The sequence below is a fragment of the Arsukibacterium sp. genome, from assembly GCF_036735525.1.
In the GTDB taxonomy this organism is placed as follows: domain Bacteria; phylum Pseudomonadota; class Gammaproteobacteria; order Enterobacterales; family Alteromonadaceae; genus Alishewanella.
Genome location: NZ_DAINOE010000024.1, coordinates 9,001 through 25,094, shown reverse-complemented (window position 1 = coordinate 25,094; position 16,094 = coordinate 9,001). Strand labels below are relative to the sequence as shown.

At 48.9% G+C, this 16,094-nt stretch carries 13 protein-coding genes; 5 read left to right on the top strand and 8 right to left on the bottom strand.

Annotation, left to right across the window (positions count from 1 at the left end; translation table 11 throughout):
• Nucleotides 1-6: 6 nt before the first annotated feature.
• The 3 genes from plsX to yceD all read right to left on the bottom strand — a co-directional run bounded on the left by plsX (nucleotide 7) and on the right by yceD (nucleotide 1,779).
• Complete coding sequence (gene plsX / locus V7D78_RS06775; RefSeq protein ID WP_442886511.1) at nucleotides 7-1,005, bottom strand: phosphate acyltransferase PlsX; 999 nt, start codon at nucleotides 1,003-1,005, stop codon at nucleotides 7-9.
• 66 nt (nucleotides 1,006-1,071) lie between these two features.
• Entirely contained in the window at nucleotides 1,072-1,236 is a 165-nt protein-coding gene (gene rpmF / locus V7D78_RS06770) for a 50S ribosomal protein L32 (RefSeq protein WP_333607680.1), read from the bottom strand.
• A 15-nt stretch (nucleotides 1,237-1,251) separates the two neighbouring features.
• Nucleotides 1,252-1,779, bottom strand: a complete 528-nt coding sequence (yceD, locus tag V7D78_RS06765; protein ID WP_333607679.1) for a 23S rRNA accumulation protein YceD — start codon at nucleotides 1,777-1,779, stop codon at nucleotides 1,252-1,254.
• A 150-nt stretch (nucleotides 1,780-1,929) separates the two neighbouring features.
• On the opposite strand from yceD, the gene V7D78_RS06760 reads away from it, so the two are divergent.
• Nucleotides 1,930-2,532: a Maf family protein gene (locus tag V7D78_RS06760; RefSeq protein WP_333607678.1), complete on the top strand. Its 603-nt coding sequence runs from the start codon at nucleotides 1,930-1,932 to the stop codon at nucleotides 2,530-2,532.
• Nucleotides 2,533-2,552: 20 nt separating this feature from the next.
• On the opposite strand, the gene V7D78_RS06755 is transcribed toward V7D78_RS06760, so the two are convergent.
• The 3 genes from V7D78_RS06755 to V7D78_RS06745 all read right to left on the bottom strand — a co-directional run bounded on the left by V7D78_RS06755 (nucleotide 2,553) and on the right by V7D78_RS06745 (nucleotide 4,568).
• Nucleotides 2,553-3,212, bottom strand: a complete 660-nt coding sequence (locus V7D78_RS06755; protein ID WP_333607677.1) for an HAD-IA family hydrolase — start codon at nucleotides 3,210-3,212, stop codon at nucleotides 2,553-2,555.
• Between the two features lies 1 nt (nucleotide 3,213).
• Nucleotides 3,214-4,167 carry a 23S rRNA pseudouridine(955/2504/2580) synthase RluC gene (gene rluC / locus V7D78_RS06750; RefSeq protein WP_333607676.1) on the bottom strand — a complete coding sequence of 318 codons (954 nt, stop codon included), beginning with the start codon at nucleotides 4,165-4,167 and terminating at the stop codon, nucleotides 3,214-3,216.
• Nucleotides 4,168-4,349: 182 nt separating this feature from the next.
• Nucleotides 4,350-4,568, bottom strand: a complete 219-nt coding sequence (locus V7D78_RS06745; protein WP_333607675.1) for a hypothetical protein — start codon at nucleotides 4,566-4,568, stop codon at nucleotides 4,350-4,352.
• Nucleotides 4,569-4,680: 112 nt separating this feature from the next.
• Between V7D78_RS06745 and rne the strand changes: the two genes are divergently transcribed.
• On the top strand, nucleotides 4,681-7,854 hold the full coding sequence (gene rne / locus V7D78_RS06740) for a ribonuclease E (protein ID WP_333607674.1): 3,174 nt from the start codon (nucleotides 4,681-4,683) through the stop codon (nucleotides 7,852-7,854).
• Nucleotides 7,855-7,933: 79 nt separating this feature from the next.
• Here the strand turns inward: rne and V7D78_RS06735 are convergent, their stop codons facing one another.
• A complete protein-coding gene (locus tag V7D78_RS06735; protein ID WP_333607673.1) occupies nucleotides 7,934-9,112 on the bottom strand; it encodes a DcaP family trimeric outer membrane transporter in 1,179 nt (392 codons plus the stop codon).
• Between the two features lie 207 nt (nucleotides 9,113-9,319).
• Between V7D78_RS06735 and acs the strand changes: the two genes are divergently transcribed.
• The gene (acs, locus tag V7D78_RS06730) at nucleotides 9,320-11,275 is read left to right on the top strand and encodes an acetate--CoA ligase (RefSeq protein WP_333607672.1); all 1,956 of its coding nucleotides are present in this window, start codon (nucleotides 9,320-9,322) and stop codon (nucleotides 11,273-11,275) included.
• A 108-nt stretch (nucleotides 11,276-11,383) separates the two neighbouring features.
• Complete coding sequence (locus tag V7D78_RS06725; protein ID WP_333607671.1) at nucleotides 11,384-12,055, top strand: response regulator transcription factor; 672 nt, start codon at nucleotides 11,384-11,386, stop codon at nucleotides 12,053-12,055.
• Between the two features lie 9 nt (nucleotides 12,056-12,064).
• Here V7D78_RS06725 and V7D78_RS06720 read toward each other — a convergent pair whose 3' ends face one another.
• Nucleotides 12,065-15,613, bottom strand: coding sequence for a PAS domain-containing hybrid sensor histidine kinase/response regulator (locus tag V7D78_RS06720; protein ID WP_333607670.1), 3,549 nt, complete (start codon nucleotides 15,611-15,613; stop codon nucleotides 12,065-12,067).
• Nucleotides 15,614-15,771: 158 nt separating this feature from the next.
• On the opposite strand from V7D78_RS06720, the gene V7D78_RS06715 reads away from it, so the two are divergent.
• The gene (locus tag V7D78_RS06715) at nucleotides 15,772-16,032 is read left to right on the top strand and encodes a DUF4212 domain-containing protein (protein ID WP_333607669.1); all 261 of its coding nucleotides are present in this window, start codon (nucleotides 15,772-15,774) and stop codon (nucleotides 16,030-16,032) included.
• The last annotated feature ends 62 nt before the right edge of the window (nucleotides 16,033-16,094 follow it).

The window sequence follows — 16,094 nt, the reverse complement described above, 5'->3', positions numbered from 1 at the left end:
GCTGACCTATGCTTTATCTATTAAAACGTGTTCCAGCCGATGTTTAATTTTTGCAGGCACCTGATGTTCAACTTCGCGCACTGCTTGTCGGATGGCACTGAGAAATGCCTCTTTACTGGCATTTCCATGACTTTTCACTACAATTCCGCGCAATCCTATCAGACTTGCCCCATTATAGTGGTCGGGGTTCACGCCCTGATAAAGGCTTTTTATAAAAGGTTTGATTAACCAGCTGAGTAATTGCCGGCTCAGACTTTGCCGGGCACTCTGCTCCACCCGGCGCAGAATCAGCTTGGCCACGCCCTCACAGGTTTTTAAGGCCACATTACCGACAAAACCATCGCAGACAATCACATCGGCCTTACCAGAAAAAATATCATTGCCCTCTATGTAACCGATATAGTTAATATCATTACACTCTGACAACAGCAAAGAGGCACGCTTAATCTGATCTGAGCCTTTAATTTCTTCTTCACCCATGTTCAGCAACGCGACTTTAGGCCGGCTGATGCCCATCACTTCTTCCGCCATCACCGCACCCATTACCGCAAACTGAAATAAGGTATCAGCATCACAGTTAACGGTCGCGCCCAAATCCAGCATATACACCGGCTGGCCATTACAGCTGGGTAAGGCCCCGACCAGAGCGGGCCGCTCTAAGCCGTTCAGCATTTTTAAAACATAGTGCGCCATCGCCATTAAAGCACCGGTATTACCGGCACTGACACAGGCCTGCACCTGCCCCTGCTCGACTAAATCCAGCATACGTCGCATTGAAGATTGGCGCTTATTGCGTAAGGCAACTGAGGGTTTGTCAGCCATGCTGACGTCAGCCTCGGAGCCGATTAGCGTTATTCTGGCATGGGGAAAATGATTGCTCAGACGCAGTTGCTGCTCTAATAGCGACAGATCACCACAAAGGTGTAAATGCAGTTCAGGGAATTCGTCAAGCGCTGCCAGGGCGGCAGGAATTGTAGAATGGGGGCCGAAATCGCCCCCCATCATATCTAAAGCTATAGTTAGCTTTAGCGGTTGCACTTTGTCACCATCAAAGGCCAAGTGCAAACTGTATTACTTTACTTTACGACCTTTGAAGTAACCATCGGCAGTCATGTGGTGACGACGATGAGTTTCACCTGTAGTGGCATCAACTGACAGCGTAGGGCCAGTTAACGCATCGTGTGAACGACGCATGTCACGACGTGCACGAGATTTTTTGTTTTGCTGAACAGCCATTGTATTTCTCCTAAATCACTTTTTTTTCAATTCTTGCAGTATGGCAAAGGGGTTCGGTTTTTCAGGTTCAGGCCCTATATCTCCGAAGCTCATCGCCGCCTGACTCAGCGCGCAATCGGCTTCATCATGCATTGGGAACAACGGTAAAGCCAGAATGAGTTCATCCTCAACCAACTGCCGTAAATTAATTTCGCCGTGTTCGTTACGAACAATCACGTCGTAGCGCTCAGGAATCAACTCCAAAGCCGCACTATCGTCCCCTTTTACCGGGGTGTATGCAAAACTACAGTTAAGCGCTAATGTCATGGGCTCACCACAACGTTCGCAGCTAACACTCACCTGGCAGCTCGCCGTACCTTGCAGTACCGCCAGCCCCTGTTGATCAGTTGCACATTGTACTTTTACTGCCACATCAGCTTGCTGGTCCAGCAGGCTTTCAGTTAGCCGGGTCAAACTACTTAGCGGCACTATACCGTCGTAACTCGAACGTTTTTGTGCGGCTTTCACCGGATCCAGCGTAACAGGTATTTTCAATTTTTGCATAAGGCGCGCATCATATAGAACACAACCCTTAGTGTCAAAGGGATTGCGTAGTTTTTTAGCGATTTTATCACTGCCATCTCGCAGCAGTAAGCAACAGGCGCTATAGTGCCGCTCAGCATAACATAAAGCCAGCTATTATTAAGGACTTTCATGGCCCACCCAGCCCCTTTACCTTTGGTACTGGCGTCGACCTCGGTATACCGGGCGGCGCTGTTAGCCAAACTCACTTCGCAATTTACTACCCTTGCCTCTAAGGTCGATGAAACGCCAAAGCCACATGAAACGGCAGACGCCCTGGTGCAACGACTGGCTTTGGCCAAGGCGCAGGCCGTTGCCAGACAGTTAGCGGCGCCGGCACTGATTATTGGCTCCGATCAGGTCGCATTATTTGAAAACGACATTATTGGCAAACCGCTTAAGCGTGACGCCGCTATTGCGCAGCTGAGCCGCTTTAGCGGCAACAGCGTTTGCTTTTTAACCGGGCTGGCACTGTTTAACAGCCTGACCGGCCAGCAGCAGCTGATAGTAGACCCCTTTACCGTGCACTTTAGAACGCTGAGCCAGGCTGAAATAGCCGCTTATGTTGATAAGGAGCAGCCGTTTGACTGTGCCGGCAGTTTTAAAAGCGAAGGCCTGGGTATCAGTTTATTTCGCAAGCTGGAGGGGGATGACCCCAACAGCCTGATTGGCTTACCCTTGATACGCTTATTTCAGTTATTACAACAGGAAGGCGTTAATCTATTGCTTAGCTAACAGAGACTTTAGCCACTGCCCTAGTTAAGATGTAACGTCAGCTCAGGTAAGGAGTCGATAATGGCTTTTGGGGCAAATTGCCGTAATACCTCAGCACTGTGCGCGCCATGAGTGACGCCCACCCGTGGCATAGCAATGGCCTGCGCCATCTTCATATCATGACTGGTGTCACCGACCATAATGGCCTGCTCGGGTGTTAAGGCTAATTGCTTCAGAATTTGGCTGAGCATATCCGGATCAGGTTTAGAGCGGGCTTCATCGGCACAGCGACTGGTAACAAAATATGGTGCCAGGCCGGTGTCGGCAAACATGCGGTCTAAGCCTTTACGGGCCTTACCGGTGGCCACCGCCAGTAAAATATTGTTATTGGCCAGTTGTTGCAACAACTGCTCGGCCCCGTTGAATAAAGGCGAAGGAGTCGGGTCCAATTGCACGTATTGCTCACGGTAGTGCTCAAACAGCTGGGCACGTTGCCCGGCAGTGGCAAAGGGGAATAACTGATCAAAAGCCGGATCTAAACTCAAACCAATAATCTGTTTGACAGCAAAGGCACTGGGTACCGCTAAGTCGGTCAGCCTGGCCGCGGCCTGCATCGATGACACTATACGCCCCACTGAATCCATGACTGTGCCGTCCCAGTCAAACACCACTAATTTAACTTCTGACTGCATTTCAAACATATTATTTTCTCGTCAGTTTACTAAGGGCATCCGCCAGTTGTTGATCCAGCGGCGCTTCAATTCTTATGGTTGTTTGGGTGCCCGGGTGTACAAAACTTAAAATTTTCGCATGCAAAAATAACCGCTGTAAGCCAAGTTGCTGCATCTGTTGGCTAAAATGGTTATCACCGTATTTATCATCGCAGGCGATAGGATGGCCTTTGCATGCCGTATGCACCCGGATTTGATGGGTACGGCCGGTCACCGGAAAGGCCTCAACTAAGGTACCTTGCTGGTAGCGTTGTAAAATACGAAAGCGCGTTTCTGATGGCTTACCGCCCACTTCATCGACCTTGACTACCCGCTCCCCCGATTGCAGGGTGTTTTTACGCAGCGCATCGGTCACTTTACGCACCTTGTTATCCCAATCACCGGCCACCAGCGCCCAATATTTTTTCTCTACCGTTTTATCGCGCAGCTGAGCATGCAAAGCAGTTAACGCCGAGCGTTTTTTGGCGATAAGTAGACAGCCTGAGGTATCTCTGTCCAGCCGGTGCACCAGTTCCAGACTCTTCGCCTGTGGCCGAAGGGCGCGTAACGCTTCTATGACGCCAAACTGCAAACCACTGCCACCATGCACCGCCATGCCTGAGGGCTTGTTCAGCACAATTAAATCGGCATCTTCATACAGAATGTGCTGTTCCAGCTGCTGCACTAAAGATAACTTTACCGATACCGCATCTGGCTCGGCGGCGACCGTTAATGGCGGCACCCTAACGACATCGTTCTCCTGCAGTTTGTATTCAGGTTTGATGCGTTTTTTGTTGACACGCACCTCACCTTTTCGCAGAACCCGATAAATCACACTTTTAGGCACGCCTCTGAGCCGGGCAATTAAAAAATTGTCTATGCGTTGACCAATAAAATCACTTTCTATTTCAATTAATTGTATTGGTAATTTGATTTCGTCAGCCATGGATTCTAAATACTCTGCTAAGCTTACATTTAAGTTGCTATCCGGCAGCTATTAGTGGGATAATCATCCGGCTAATTCTGCCAAAAACTGGCAATTAGGGCGCTCCAAGTGACATAAGAGAAAGGGTGCGGCACCGTCAGGGGATGTGATCATACCGAAATCGTGGTGAAAACCAACGTTTTTTATACCTCTAACGTTAAACACTGCCATTTGCCTGAGGTGATGCTGAGTAATTTATTACCAACACCGGCAAAACAGCCTTTCCAGTCAACAGAGCATGGAAAAGATTTGCGATAACGCAGCGCTACATGGCGATGTGTGACAGATAAAAACGAAAACAGCTGCAACTGCCGGTGCGCCAACTGCACACTGGCTGCTAATACTGTAACTAGTAACAACATAGTTCCCTCAAGCCTCCCAGTCGTGAGACTGTGCATTAGTAGTGTTTGATAACGTCTGCACACCCGGATACCGGTTGCGTTGGGTTATGGCTGCATAACGAGTCACCCAACAATGAAAAGAATGCTAATAAATGCCACGCAGGAAGAAGAAATCCGCGTAGCCCTGGTCGATGGCCAAAAATTATATGATCTGGATATTGAAAGTCCGGGCCATGAACAAAAAAAAGCGAACATTTACAAAGGTAAAATCACCCGAGTTGAACCCAGCCTGGAAGCCGCCTTTGTTGATTACGGCGCTGATCGTCACGGCTTTCTGCCATTAAAAGAAATTTCCCGCGAATATTTCCCGTCTGGTTACCACTTCGATGGCCGTCCTAATATCAAGGAAGTGGTTAAAGAAGGTCAGGAAGTGATCATCCAAATTGATAAAGAAGAGCGTGGCCAGAAAGGTGCCGCCCTCACGACCTTTATCAGTCTGGCAGGTTCTTACCTGGTACTGATGCCAAATAACCCACGCGCTGGTGGCATTTCCCGTCGCATTGAAGGTGATGAGCGTCAGGAGCTGAAAGACTCGCTGGGCCAGCTTGCTATGCCTGATGGCATGGGTTTAATTGTTCGCACGGCAGGTGTGGGCAAATCCTATGAAGAACTGGATTACGACTTAAAAGCGCTGTTAAAGCATTGGTCGGCCATTACTGAAGAAGCCGCTAAGCGCTCCTCACCTTTTTTAATCCATCAGGAAAGCAACGTGGTCTTCCGCGCTATTCGCGATTATCTGCGCCGCGATGTCGGTGAAATCCTCATTGATAATCCGAAGATTTTTGAAGAAGCCAAGGTCTATATTCAGCAATTCCGCCCGGATTTTGCCCACCGGGTAAAAATGTATTCTGGTGAAGTGCCGCTGTTTATGCATTACCAGATCGAAACCCAGATTGAAACGGCCTTTCGCCGTGAAGTTCGCCTGCCCTCAGGCGGCTCTATTGTTATCGACAGCACTGAAGCGCTGACTGCGATTGATATCAACTCCTCCAAGGCAACTAAGGGTGGCGATATTGAAGAAACCGCCTTTAATACCAACTTAGAAGCCGCCGATGAAATTGCCCGTCAGTTACGCTTACGTGACTTAGGCGGTCTGATTGTTATCGACTTTATTGACATGACGCCAGTGCGCCATCAACGTGAAGTGGAAAACCGCTTAAAAGATGCCGTAAAGCAAGATCGCGCCCGGGTACAAATTGGCCGGATTTCCCGCTTTGGCTTGCTGGAAATGTCACGGCAACGCTTACGCCCGTCGCTGGGTGAATCAGCCGGTCATGTTTGCCCGCGTTGTCATGGTCGTGGCACTATCCGCAGCATTGAATCCTCTGCGTTATCTATCTTGCGCTTGATCGAAGAAGAAGCTATTAAAGATAACACCAGCCAAATTCATGCGCAGGTGCCAATTTCCGTTGCGACCTATTTAATGAATGAAAAACGCGAAGGTGTGCGCCGTATTGAAAAACGTAACGGTATTCAGGTGTTTATTATTCCTAACGAGCACCTGGAAACCCCTAATTACGAAGTATCACGGGTGCGCTTAGACGAAGAAGTCGAAGAAGCCAGTTATACCCTACCTAAAGCACCTGAGGTGACCAGCAAGCTCTACCACCCCAGCACTGAGACGGTAAAAGAAAAACCGGCTATCTCTGCAATTAATATGGCGCAAAGTGTCAGCGATAAAGCAGAATCTGCAGCACAACCTAAAGCGGTGGCCAGCAGTCCTGCTGCCAATGAGCCAGGTTTATTCAGCCGCTTAAGCCAGTGGTTTAGCAGCCTGTTCGCCAGCAGCCCAACCACCGATAACGCCACCAGCAGCACCACTCGCCCGACAAACAAAGGGCAGCCAGCAGCTAATCGTGATGGCAGCCGTGACGCTAATCGCCATCGTGATGCGGATCGTGACAATAACCGTCGTCGCAACAACAAACGTCGCCGTCCGGAACAAGCAGATAAAGCGGCAACAACTGATGAGCGTAGCCAGGCTAAACCTGAGCGCCAGGAACGCCCTGAGCGCACAGAGCGTACTGAACGTGCTGAGCGTAATGAACCACGTCAGGACAGAGCGGCTCAATCGCGCCCTGCCCGCCCGCAAGAGCCTAAAAAGCCACAAGCTGAGCGTGTTTCTGCAGAGCTGAAACAGGATATCGACCACTCTGAACAAGAGCCACCGCAGCGCACGGTCGCCGCTGAACGCCGTCAACGCCGTAACCTGCAGCGCTCAGTGCGCCTGGCCAAGGTGGTAGATGAACTGAAACAAGCTGCAGTAGAGCCTGTAGTAACGACGGACGAGGTAAAACCCGCTCAGGTTGAAACTACTGTTGCCCAAACCCTGGTTGCAGAAACGACAGTACAGACAGCAGAACACACTCCAGTGCTAAACACTGACGTGTCCAGCTCTGAAGTGATCGCTGCTGCAGATAGTCCTGAGCCAGCACAGGACAATGATGACAGCGCAGAGCCAGCTGAAAATCGCAGCCGTAATCGCCGCTCACCACGTCATTTACGTGCCGCGGGGCAAAAACGTAAAAAAGAGCAGTCACAAGATGAAGCCTCCAGCGCAGATAGCAGCCTTGAGGCCACAACTGAAGCACCTGCTGAAGCTGTGGTACAGGCCAATGCTGAAACAACGGCTGACGCAACCGTTACCACTGAGGCCTCAGCTACCGTTGCTGCAGAGACTGAAACCGCTGCCGTGGTTAAAAAACCTGCCCGCAGCCGCAGTCGGCGTAAACCCGCTAAAGCTGATGAAGTTGTAGCTGACGCTACTGCAGAGTCTGTTGTAGCTGAACCTGTTACAGATAACACTGTCGTGGCAGAGCCTGCGATAACACCAGCGCCGGCAGCCGCGGCTGAAGCCCCCGTTACTGCCCCTGTTACTGCACCAGTAGTTGCTGAAACGGTAACTGTAGCTGCTGAAACAGCTCAATCTGAGCCAGTTATACCTAAACCAGTAAGCACTGAGCCAGTAAAAGCTGAGCCGGCACCAGCAGCCGTAACAGCTGCCGAGCCTGTTGTTGCAAAAGCAGAGGAAAAGGCAAAACCGGCCGCCGCACCTCGTAGCCGTTTTGGTAATATGGTTGTGGCTGATATGGCCAAACCGCAAGCGGTGAGCAGTGATAGCGAAACGCAACCGGCAGTGACCGCCGCAGAGCGCCCTGCATTTGAAAGCACAGGGCGCCAGGCCGGATCAGCCTTTGCCCGGCAAGCGGCTAGTGCTCCTATGACCAAACCGGAAAAAGCCGATTAAAATCGCTTGTTCCAATAAAAAAGCCAGCTAAATGCTGGCTTTTTTTATATGGCAACTTTTTAAAAGCAAGGCGGAACCGTTAAAAATCGTACTTGGCACTAAATTGAATACGATGCATATCACCATTTAAGCCGGATTCAATTTCACGGTTAGCAAATTTATACTCAATACCCATCATAAACTTGGGGTTAAATTGGTATAAGGCATTAACACTATAGCTGTGGGTTGAAGACGTCACCGCTGTTCCGGTTAAATTGGTTTTATTATCCGCAGTTAGCGCTGAATACAAAAAAGTAGAACGCCATTGGTCATTCCATAAATGACGATAAGCCACCGAAAAACTACTGGCGGTGATGGCTTCTAACCCTGCGGCACTGTTATTGGCATCTAAGACGGCATCGTTAATAGTGTTCAGGCCTACATAACGGCCTAAGCCCTTACCGTGATTAAGCGTAAAGCGGATATCATTTTTATTGCTCAGGTTAAATTTACCACTGAAAGATACACCATAGCCCGAGACCTCATCAGAGTAAGCTACACCAGAATGGGTACCATCGATGGCGATTTGCCGCAGCAAACCGGCCAGCCGGAATGAAGCTTGCTCAGTTTTGAAGTTATAAGCCAGAGTCACATCGGGCAACTTATTGGCATCAGTAGTAATTCTGGCACCACCAGAAAATGGGGTAATGGTGCTTTCAGGGTTTTCCACTGCTGCCGAGAAATTACCTGAGGTATAACGAACCTGGGCTTGTCTGACGAACACAGCGGCATCCGGGTTACCAACAAAATCCAGCGTATCTGGTAAAGATTGTAAATCCATAAAGTTGGACCAGGTCTGCCCTATGGTCCAGTTGCGATAACTCATAAAAGCATGCCTAAGAACTGGTGTATAGGCATTGGTTATACGTTCATCACCGCTGGGGCTGGTCATCATATCAAATTCAAGACGGCCGGTAACTTTTTCACCATTACCCATATCGGTTGAGGTTCCAAAGAAAAACCGTGATTGACGGGCATGGGCGTCAAAACGTCCCGTAGAAGAACCGCCAATAGGTGTCAGAGCTGGTATGTAAAAATCCCGGCCAACAGCGGCAATTTCGCCGTCAGACTCGGTGTACATCATGTCTAGCTTGATAAAGCCGCCAAAGGTTACAGTAGTATCACCCATGCTAAAGCCAGAGCTGGCATTGGCTGCACCACTGAGTAATGCCAGACTGATTGCAGTGGCCAGGGTGGTATTGATGCGGTTTTGAATCATCTGTTGCTCTCCATCATTATTATAATGTTTTGTAGGTACGCTGTTAGATACAAACACTGTGGTCGACAACTTCTCGATCCGCAATTAGCCATTAGTCGCAGTTCGCATATGCTAAGACTATTGTCTAGACTATGGTCTAATTCCTTTTAGGTCCCAGCTTCTATAGAAAGTACTTAACTAGTTGATTAATTTGTCACAGGAACTCTTATGTCACATTTAAGCCTTTATCCGGTGCCCGAGCAGGCAAAAAGCAGAACCCTGATCACCGATCAGCAATACCAGCAGATGTATAAGCAATCTATTGAGCAACCTGAAGCCTTCTGGGATGAGCAAGGCAAACGTCTGGACTGGATAACACCCTACAGCAAAGTGAAAGACACCAGCTTTACTTTAGGTAATGTACATATCAACTGGTTTGCTGATGGCGTATTAAATGCCAGTGTCAACTGTCTTGACCGCCATTTACCCGAGCGGGCAAATCAGGTGGCCTATTATTGGGAAGGTGATGAACCCGGCGTACAAAAAACCGTTACTTACGCCGAATTACACAGCCAGGTGTGCAAATTAGCCAACGGCATGAAAGCTCTGGGAGTAGGCAAAGGTGACAGAGTGACCATTTACCTGCCTATGATCCCGGAGGCAGCAGTAGCCTTATTAGCCTGTGCCCGTATAGGTGCCGTGCACTCAGTGGTATTTGCTGGTTTTTCGCCTGATGCCTTGGGTAGCCGTGTTCATGATTGCGACTCTAAGCTGGTGATTACCTCAGATCAGGCACTACGTGGTAGTCGCGCCACCCACTTAAAAGATAATACTGATATTGCTCTTGGCCATCTGGGTGAGGATAGCCCGGTTCAACACGTCATAGTCATCAAACATGTTGGCAAAAACATTGATTTTCATACCGGGCGAGATGTCTGGTATCACGACATCATGCAACAGCAAACAGCGGATTGCCCACCGGAACCAATGAGTGCTGAAGATCCGCTGTTTATTCTCTATACCTCCGGCTCGACCGGCAAACCCAAAGGGGTGTTGCACACCACTGGCGGCTATTTGTTGTACGCCGCTATGACCCATCAATATGTATTCGATTACCATGAGGGCGATATTTACTGGTGTGCTGCTGATATTGGCTGGGTTACCGGTCACAGCTATATTATTTACGGCCCGCTGGCCAATGGCGCAAGCAGTGTGTTATTTGAGGGTGTACCCACCTACCCCAGCGTAAAACGCATCGCGCAGATTGTAGATAAATATCAGGTAAATATCTTATACACAGCACCCACCGCTATTCGTGCGCTGATGGCGCATGGTGATGCACCGGTAGAGGGTGCCGATTTAAGCTCACTGAAGGTGCTTGGCAGCGTCGGAGAGCCGATAAACCCGGAAGCCTGGTACTGGTACTATGATAAAGTGGGTAAGGGCCAGTGCCCTATTGTCGATACCTGGTGGCAAACTGAAACGGGCGGCATTTTAATTACGCCGTTGCCTGGCGCCACAGCACTTAAACCCGGCTCCGCCACACGTCCGTTTTTTGGTGTAAAGCCGGCTATTGTAGATAACGACGGCAACTTACTCAGCGGCGTGTGCGAGGGCAATCTGGTGATTACTGACAGCTGGCCTGGGCAAATGCGCACCGTGTTTGGCGATCATGAACGCTTTGAGCAAACCTATTTTAGTACCTACCCAGGCTATTATTTTACCGGTGACGGTGCTAAATGTGATGAAGATGGCTACTTTTGGCTTACCGGCCGCGTGGATGACGTGTTAAATATATCTGGTCACCGCTTGGGCACCGCTGAAATTGAAAGCTGCCTGGTGGCACATGAGGCCATTGCCGAGGCGGCTGTGGTCGGTTATCCACATGACATTAAAGGTCAGGGTATTTATGTTTATGTCACGCCAAGAGTGGGTGTGGAGCCTAGTGACGATTTAACTAAAGCCATACGTAACTGGGTACGGGAAGAAATATCGCCCATCGCCACACCGGATCTGGTGCAGTGGGCGCCATCGGGTTTACCAAAAACCCGCTCTGGCAAAATTATGCGGCGTATTTTGCGTAAAATTGCCGCCAATGAACATGATCAGTTAGGTGATATTTCTACGCTTGCTGATCCATCAGTGGTTGAATTTTTAGTAAATAACCGTTTAAATCGTAAGTAAGGCAGTGTAGCGACTATACTGATCGCTATTTATGTTAGTCGCTACAGAAAAGGCCGCTATTGCGGCCTTTATCATTATAATAATTACTGGTTTAACCGGAGAGTTACCATGGCCAAACTAATCGTTGCCGATGATCACCCACTATTTCGAAATGCACTGATAAATGCCATTAGCTCGACCTTTAGTACCAAAGCCACCATTGAAACAGACAGTTTTGAAAGCACCTGTGCCGCCTTAGAACAACACCCTGATACCGACTTATTGTTACTGGATTTACATATGCCAGGTAACTGCGGTTTTTTAGGCTTAATTCAACTGCGGAAAAATTACCCCAGCTTGCCGATAGTGGTGATATCCGCCAGCGAAGATTTAGACGTGATCCGCAGAGTAATGGCTTTTGGTGCCTCAGCCTATGTGCCAAAGTCAGCCAACCCGCAGGATATCAGCACTGCATTAAATGCGGTGTTGCAAGGTGAATTATGGGTACCGGCGCGCTTACGCCAGACCTTGTTACAACAACAGCCTGACGATCAGGATTTAGACTTAGCCGCCCGCGTCGCCCAGCTTACCCAGCAACAATATAAGGTATTGTATTATTTGACCGAAGGTTGGCTAAATAAACAAATTGCCTACGACTTACATATCTCTGAAGCCACAGTCAAAGCGCATATTACTGCTATCTTCAGAAAGTTAGGCTGCACCAACCGCACCCAGGTGGTGATCCAGGCGCAGCGGCTGACACTGGAACCACCGGTTGACCGCGCAATGGCGCAACATTAGCTAGCGTTGCTATTCTGCTGCGCGCTTTAACATTTTAAAATGATTTAAACTGGCTCTAAGCGCACCGGGTTTAATAGGTTTAGCTAAAAACAGTAACCCTTCTGCTTTGGCTCTGGCAGCTAAATCAGCCTGAGGTGACGCCGACACCAATATGCCCTGCACTGCCCCCCAGTGCGGTTTGATTTGCTGGTATAAGTCCAGACCGTTTAATTGCTGACCCAGCTGGTAGTCAATCAGCAGTACATCCGGCGCCGGATGCGAAGCAGCATACTCCAGTAAGGCTTTATCATCATAAAAACAGTCCACTTCAGCTATTTGCCATTGCTGTAGTAAGATTTTCAGCGCCGCCAGATTAGCCGCATCATCATCGACACAAACCACACTCAGGCCCGGTACCGGGCGTTGCTGTAATGGCTTGTCTAGCATGATTTGCTGGCGCGCAACCTGCTTAGCTAAGGGCAGACTAATACTAAATAAAGTGCCCTTACCCGGCCAGGAACGCACGCTCAGCGGATGTCCCAGTAATTTCGCCATCCGGTGCACTACGCCCAAACCTAATCCCACGCCCTGCTGGCCTTTTGCTGTAGCATCAATACGGTAAAAATCTTCAAAAATCCGGGCTAAATCCTGACTGACAATACCTGGGCCGCTATCCCATACCTGTAATACTAGTTTTTCATTGCGCTTGCGACACCCCAGTAAGACTTTTCCCGACACCGTATATTTGATGGCATTTGACAGCAGGTTTTGCAGGATCCGCCTTAGATACATGGCATCGGTCTGCACCAGATAGTCGCATCCCCGCACCTTCAGGGTTAAGCCTTTCTGACTGGCCAGTAAGCTGTATTCATCAGCTAATTGCAGCAATAACTCATTCATTGCTACCGGCTGCACATCAGGCGATAACTTACCATCATCCAGCTTGGCAATTTCCAGCAAGGTTGAGATAAGTTCCTCAGAGGCTTTAAGCGAATTATCCAGCTGGCTTAAAATGGCATTGCGTTGCGCTTGCTCACTGGCGCCTCCCAGCGCGGCAGTAAACAAACGCGCTGCATTCAACGGCTGTAAAATGTCGTGGCTGGCCAACGCCAGAAAACGGGTTTTAGAAGCATTGGCCCGCTCAGCTTCGGCTTTAGCCTGCAATAATTGTTGCTCGGTTTCGCGACGCCGCCCCACCTCTGCCAACAATTCCTGATTAATATCAGAAATGGTCTGAGTGCGTTCCTGCACGCGGTGTTCTAAGTACTGTTTAGCCTCAGCCAACGCCTGAACCGCTGCGACGTGCTCAGAGATGTCAGTGAAGCTGGTGACAAAGCCGCCACCGGGGATAGGGTTACCACGCATTTCAATGACCTTACCATCAGGCCGCACCCGCTGAAACACATGAGCGGTGCCTTTTTGCATATGCATAATGCGTTTTTCCACATGCTCCTCTGCCGAGCCAGGGCCACATAAACCTCGTTCGGCATTCAACCGAACTATATCCGCCACTGGCCGGCCTACCCGCACCATACCCTCAGGATAATTAAACATTTCCAGATAAGCTTTATTCCAGGCTACCAGTTTTAACTCACGGTCAACCACACTGACGCCCTGACTTAAATGCTCAAGCGTTGAGAATAAAATTTTCCTGGAAAACTGAATCGCCTGTGTCGTGTCATCAAACAAGGTAACCACATCTTCAAAGGCCAGCTGCCGGCCTTCTAAAACGGCATTAACCATAGCTGAGGCTGATGAGGTACCAATGACCCCCGCCAGTTCACGCTCGACATGCTCTACCAGGCCGACACTGGGTAAATCATCCAGCTGCAGCTGAAGTTGCTGCTTGCGGCCAAACTCCAGCAAACACTCAGACGCGCGCTGAGTACCCACAAACCGCTCCAGTAAAATTTTAAGATCTGAGTTATGAATGCGAATGCGCCTGGCCGGTGTATCGCGATGATCAATAGGTAAATTAGGTTTAACAAAAGCCACCGCCTGCAATCTGTCTTGCAGGTTTACTGTGGTTAGCAGTGAAGCCAACACATAGCACAGCAGGTTAAAACCAAGTGATATAATGACGCCGTGGCTCAGGCTATCCAGATTGAGGCCAAACATCGCAGTGGGTAACAGCCAATTTTGACCAAACAAGCCTTGTTGCATTATATCGCTACTGAGCACACCAGCATTGACCAGTTGCGGTAACATCAGCGTAAAAAACCATAAAATTAAGCCTACAGACAACCCCAGATAGACGCCATACGCATTACCCCGGCGCCAATACAAGCCACCAATCACTGCCGGTGCCAGTTGCACCGCCAGAGCAAAAGCCAGTAAGCCGGTTTCAGCCAATTCATAGCTACGGGCAAACATGCTGTAGTACAAATAGGACAAGCCCATCACCAGCAAAATCATGGCACGGCGTACCAGAATAATCAGCAGGCTATAATCTTGCGGCATGCCTTTATATTTATTGGTTTGCAATAAACTCGGCATTACCACATCGTTACTGATCATGGTGCTCAGTGCCAAGGTGGCAATAATAATCATCGAGGTGGCTGCAGAAAAGCCACCAATAAACACCAAAACGCTAAGGCTCGTCCAGCCGGATTGTGCCGGAATTAACAACACAAAACTATCCGCCTGGTTAAGCATTGTTGGGAATAGTTGCATGCCAGCCACAGCAATAGGAATCACCACTACGGTGACTAACACTAAATAGCCAGTAAACCAACGCCTGGCTTGACGCAGGTGGTTGTGGGACACGTTTTCCACAAAGGCAACATGAAACTGCCTGGGCAGTAAAAACACCGCCGCCATCGCCAGCAGGGTTTTCACGATAAATTCTACCGTGCCCGAGGTACTGACTTGCGCCTGTTGCACACTGGCATGCTGGACAAAGGCCTGCAAAACGTTTTGGTCTTTATCTAAAATAAACACATACACAGCAATAGCCAGCGTCATCAGCGCAAACAACTTAACCACTGATTCAAAGGCGATAGCCACCATAACGCCGCGATTTTGCTCAGTTAGATGTAGCTTGCGGGTACCAAATAAAATGGCAAAAAACGCCATAGCAGCGGCGCTGAGTAAAGCACTGTCCTGATACCAGTGCGGGCTGTCGTCGGTAAAATCACCACCTAATAATACTTGATAAGAGCCTGCCACGGCTTTTAACTGCAGTGCGATATAAGGCACCACCACCACCAGACAAGTAATGGCGGCCAACATGGCGATATTTTTGCGTTTACCATAACGGGCAGAAATAAAATCGGCGATTGACGTAACGTTTTGCTTTTTCGAGACATACAGCAGTTTAAACAAAAAAGGTTGAGCAAAAATAAACAGCAGAATAGGCCCCAGATAAATCGGGATATAGTCCCAACCGCGGGTTACCGCAGATCCAACAGCACCATAGTAAGTCCAGGACGTACAGTACACAGCAAGGGCTAAGCTATAAATAAGCCCCCCATACTTTCGTATCAGCTTGTCATCAGCATGCCGCTCACCCCAATTAGCAATAAGAAATAAGCCGCCAACATATACTAGCGCCAATAAGGCTACAATCCACGCTGCCACAAGGTTCTCCATAATACGTTATTTACTAACTGTGATGGCGTTCTGCTGTTATGTCAATAATCCCCTCTGTACCTTCGACTAAAGTCGGGCTAGCGCCTTGGCTTAGTACTGCTAGATTAAGATGGCTCGATAAAAAATAAACTAAAGGAGACACGATTATGGCAGAACATGACAAGAATGCCGCCGCCTACTGGAGCGCAAACCTGCGCTACATAACAATAAGCCTGTTTGTATGGGCTTTAGTATCTTATGGTTTTGCAATTTTGCTTCGCCCATTACTTGCCGGCATTCATGTTGGCGGAACAGATCTTGGCTTTTGGTTCGCCCAGCAAGGTTCAATTATTACCTTTATTGCTATCATCTTTATTTATGCCTGGAAGATGAATAAGTTAGATAAAGAGTTTGGTGTAGAGGAGTAATTGGCATGAGTCAATTCGCAATAAATTTAATCTTTGTAGGCGCCTCCTTTGCGCTCTATATT